The sequence below is a fragment of the Mesorhizobium sp. M4A.F.Ca.ET.020.02.1.1 genome, from assembly GCF_004022645.1.
GTDB lineage: Bacteria > Pseudomonadota > Alphaproteobacteria > Rhizobiales > Rhizobiaceae > Mesorhizobium.
In genome coordinates this window covers 1-4499 of the sequence record NZ_RZOI01000513.1, presented here as the reverse complement: position 1 = coordinate 4499, position 4499 = coordinate 1, and the positions used below count along the sequence as shown (strand labels likewise).

4 protein-coding genes are annotated in these 4499 nt (G+C 63.9%); 3 read left to right on the top strand and 1 reads right to left on the bottom strand.

Annotated features, from left to right (window positions below; genetic code table 11):
* The first annotated feature begins 550 nt into the window (after positions 1 to 550).
* The 3 genes from cysD to cysQ are packed head-to-tail and all read left to right on the top strand — an operon-like array spanning position 551 to position 4195.
* A complete protein-coding gene (gene cysD / locus EN742_RS25480; RefSeq protein ID WP_127405438.1) occupies positions 551 to 1456 on the top strand; it encodes a sulfate adenylyltransferase subunit CysD in 906 nt (301 codons plus the stop codon).
* A gap of 2 nt (positions 1457 to 1458) precedes the next feature.
* Positions 1459 to 3396, top strand: coding sequence for a sulfate adenylyltransferase subunit CysN (cysN, locus tag EN742_RS25475; RefSeq protein WP_189375581.1), 1938 nt, complete (start codon positions 1459 to 1461; stop codon positions 3394 to 3396).
* Positions 3397 to 3406: 10 nt separating this feature from the next.
* On the top strand, positions 3407 to 4195 hold the full coding sequence (cysQ, locus tag EN742_RS25470; RefSeq protein ID WP_189363116.1) for a 3'(2'),5'-bisphosphate nucleotidase CysQ: 789 nt from the start codon (positions 3407 to 3409) through the stop codon (positions 4193 to 4195).
* 143 nt (positions 4196 to 4338) lie between these two features.
* On the opposite strand, the gene EN742_RS39600 is transcribed toward cysQ, so the two are convergent.
* A partial coding sequence (locus tag EN742_RS39600; protein WP_148670248.1) for a DegT/DnrJ/EryC1/StrS family aminotransferase occupies positions 4339 to 4499 on the bottom strand: 161 nt, incomplete at its 5' end.

Genomic DNA, 4499 nt, shown 5'->3' with positions numbered 1-4499 from the left:
GTAGACGTTGATCTGCGCGGGCGTGAGGTGCCGTTTGATGGATAAAAGCGGGTTCAATGCTCTGTTTCGCAATGTCTGGGGGTCGTTGGGACGCCGTGTTGGTCCGCGACGGCGGACGCGATCACCTTCGAAGCCTATTTGGTGCCACGGCGCGCGGGCAGCATGTGTGGCCGGTATAGCCGCTGGGTCCGATTCCCGATAGTGCGGCCGCTGGAGGGCCTATCACAAATCGGCAGCCCGGCGCGCATCCGCGTGAGCGGGAGCTTCGCGCGGCGGGCCGTCCACGGTCACCCGAAAGGCAATAGTTTCTCCGTTCTTTGCCATACATCAGGCGGTAGGGCAGGATTTTCCCACATACGCACTGATCGTGGAAAATTCATTCCAGATTGGCCATCTGGCGGGCGCGTCTGGCATTGTTCCCCGCAATCACGATCTGCTAGAACGCCCGCACGAATGTCCAGAAGCAAAGCTTGAACCGGGCTGTTTTTAAGAAACGGTGCCTGATCCGTTGATGCAAGGTCTGGATGGCACGAGAGAACGCTCACAGTCCATGAATATCGCACTTACGCACCTGCAGCGGCTCGAGGCCGAATCCATCCACATCTTCCGCGAGGTGGCGGCCTCCTTCTCCAAGCCCGTCATGCTCTATTCGGTCGGCAAGGATTCTTCCGTGCTGATGCACCTGGCGATGAAGGCCTTTTTCCCGGCCAAGCCGCCTTTTCCCTTCCTGCACGTCGACACCACCTGGAAGTTCCGCGAGATGATCGCCTTTCGCGACCAGATGGCGCAGAAGCTGGGCTTCGACCTCCTGGTGCATGTCAACGAGGACGGCGTGCGCGACAACATCAACCCGTTCGACCATGGCTCGAACACCCATACCCATGTGATGAAGACGGTGGCGTTGCGCCAGGCGCTCGACAAATACGGCTTCGACGCCGCCTTCGGCGGCGCCCGCCGCGACGAGGAGAAGTCGCGCGCCAAGGAACGGATCTTTTCCTTCCGCAACGCCCAGCACGCCTGGGACCCGAAGAACCAGCGGCCGGAAATGTGGAAGATCTTCAACACCCGCATCGCCGCCGGCGAGTCGATCCGCGTCTTTCCGTTGTCCAACTGGACCGAGCTCGATATCTGGCAGTACATCCTGCAGGAAGACATCCCGATTGTGCCGCTCTATTTCGCCAAGGAACGGCCGGTCGTCGAACGCGACGGCATGCTGATCCTCAAGGACGACGACCGCATGCAGTTGCGTTCGGACGAAGCGGTCGAGAACCGGATGGTGCGCTTCCGCACGCTTGGCTGCTATCCGCTGACCGGCGCTATCGAGTCCGATGCCGACACGCTGGAGGCCATCGTCGGCGAGATGCTGACGGCGCGCACCTCGGAGCGCCAGGGCCGCCTCATCGACCGCGACGAAGCCGGCTCGATGGAAAAGAAGAAGCGCGAGGGGTATTTCTGAGCATGCGCCACATCATGGCCAAAAGCCTCGCCCCCACCGACTCGATCCGCGAATACATGGCCGCGCAGGAGAAGAAGTCGCTGCTGCGCTTCCTCACTTGCGGCTCGGTCGACGACGGCAAGTCGACGCTGATTGGGCGTCTGCTGTCGGACACCAAGCAGATCTTCGAAGACCAGCTTGCCGCGCTGGAGCGCGATTCGCGCAAGCACGGCACGACAGGCGACGACATCGACTTCGCGCTCCTGGTCGACGGGCTCGAAGCCGAGCGCGAGCAGGGCATCACCATCGACGTCGCCTACCGCTTCTTCGCCACGCCGAAGCGCAAGTTCATCGTCGCCGACACGCCCGGCCACGAGCAGTACACGCGCAACATGGCGACCGGCGCCTCGACCGCCGATCTCGCCATCGTGCTGATCGACGCGCGCCAGGGCGTGCTGCGCCAGACCAGGCGCCATTCGATCATCGCCTCGCTGCTCGGCATTCGCCACATTGTGCTGGCCGTCAACAAGATCGACCTCGTCGATTTCGACCAGGCGGTGTTCGACAGGATCGTCGAGGATTACAGCCAGTTTTCGCAAAGCCTCGGCTTCCAGACGATCGTGCCGATCCCGATGTCGGCCCGCTACGGCGACAATGTCTCCAGCCGCTCCGGCAACATGCCGTGGTATTCGGGGCCCACGCTGATCGAGCATCTGGAAACCGTATCGGTCGACGAGGCAGTGGTCGAACTGCCGTTCCGCTTCCCGGTGCAGTATGTGAATCGCCCCAATCTCGATTTCCGCGGCTTTGCCGGCACCATCGCGTCCGGGTCGGTTTCGCAGGGCGACGAGGTCGTCGTCGCCAAGTCCGGCAAGTCGTCCCGCGTCAAGCGCATCGTCGCCCATGGCGGCGACCTTGCCCAAGCGGTTGCCGGCCAGGCGATCACGCTCGTCCTCGACGACGAGGTCGAGGTGTCGCGCGGCAACATTCTGGTCGCGCCGGCGTCGCGGCCGCAGGTCGCCGACCAGTTCGCCGCCAACATCGTCTGGTTCGACGAGCATGCGCTGTTGCCCGGCCGCTCCTACATCCTGCGCACCGAAACCGACCAGGTGAGCGCCACCGTCGCCGAGCTGAAGTACCGCGTCAACGTCAACGACTTCGCCCACGAGGCGGCGAAGTCGCTGGAGATGAACGAGGTCGGCATCTGCAATCTCTCGACGCGCTCGCCGATCGCCTTCGACAATTTCGCCGAGAACCGCACCACCGGCGCCTTCATCCTGATCGACCGCATCAGCAATGCCACGGTCGGCGCCGGCATGATCCTGCATTCGCTGCGCCGCGCCGAAAACATCCATTGGCAGTCGCTCGATGTCGGCAAGCGCGGCCGTTCCGACCTGAAGAACCAGCGGCCGGCCGTGTTCTGGTTCACCGGGCTCTCCGGCTCCGGCAAGTCGACCATCGCCAATCTGTTCGAGAAGAAGCTGTTCGCCTCGGGGCGCCACACCTACATCCTCGACGGCGACAATGTCCGCCACGGCCTCAACCGCGACCTCGGCTTCACCGACGCCGATCGCGTCGAGAACATCCGCCGCGTTGCCGAGGTCGCCCGGCTTATGGCCGATGCCGGCCTGATCGTCATCGTCTCCTTCATCTCGCCCTTCGCCGCCGAGCGGCGCGTGGCGCGCGAGCTGATGGCGGATGGCGAGTTCGTCGAGGTGTTCGTCGACACGCCGTTCGAGGAATGCGCCAGGCGCGATCCGAAGGGCCTCTATGCGCGCGCGCTGAGCGGCGAGATCAAGAATTTCACCGGCGTCGATTCACCCTATGAAGCTCCGGAGAATCCCGAAATCCATCTGAAGACGCTCGGCAAAACGACCGAGGAGATGGTAGAGGCCCTGGAACTCTGGCTGAACGAGCGCGACATTGCCGAAGACCAATATGACAGCGGCGGCGGCATCTGACGACGAGGCCATGCTCGGCGTGTTCGAGCGCCTGGCGCTGGATGCCGGGCGCGAGGTGATGCGCGTCTTCCACGCAGGCTGCGCCATCGACACGAAATCGGACAGCACGCCGGTGACGGAAGCCGACCGCGAGAGCGAGAAGATCATCCTCGCCGGTCTGCGCGCCGCCTATCCCGACATCCCTTGCGTGGCCGAGGAAGAAGTCGCGGCGGGCGTTGCGACGCCCGATCTCGACGACGCCTTCTTGCTGATCGATCCGCTCGACGGCACCAAGGAATTCGTCAACCGCCGCACCGATTTCACCGTCAACATCGCGCTGGTCCGCCACGGCGTGCCGGAGATCGGTGTCGTCTTCGCGCCCTGCACGGGGCGTTTCTTCTCGGGCCGGCCGGGCAGGGCGGAAGCGATCGAGGTCGATGCCAATTTTCGCATCACCGGCCGCCGTCCGATCGCCGTGCGGACAGGGGGGATGCCGCTCGCCGTGGTCGCCAGCCGCTCACACAACACGCCGGAAACCGATGCCTTCATCCGCGACCTTGGCGCCGCCGAGATCGTTTCGGTCGGCTCGTCGCTGAAATTCTGCCTCGTCGCCGCCGCCGAGGCGGACGTCTATCCACGCTTCGGCCGCACCATGGAATGGGACACCGCCGCCGGTGACGCGGTGCTGCGGGCCGCCGGCGGCATGACGCGCACGCTGGACGGCAAGCCGCTCGCTTACGGCAAGCGCGACCAGGCCACGGACGCGGATTTCGCCAACCCGCATTTCATTGCCAGCGGGAAAAGCGCGGGCGCAGCTTAAACGCTTGCAACTGACGGCCAGCTATCGCTTCGTCATCCTGGAGCGAAGCAACGCGGCGCAGACCCTGGGATCCATGCTGTGACGTTAAGGCATTGCAATGGTTCAGAATTCTGCTCTGCTGTGTTCCCCGTCCGAGGGCACGGCTACGCCGCCGCGACGTGCGCCGAGTTCGAGCCGATATAGTTACGAATCGTCTCGATGATACGGTCCTGGTCGGCTTCGCTGAGATAGGGGTGCATCGGCAGGCAAAGGATACGCTTCGGCAGCTCTTCCGAAACGGCGAGGCCGGTCGGCGTGCGCGGAT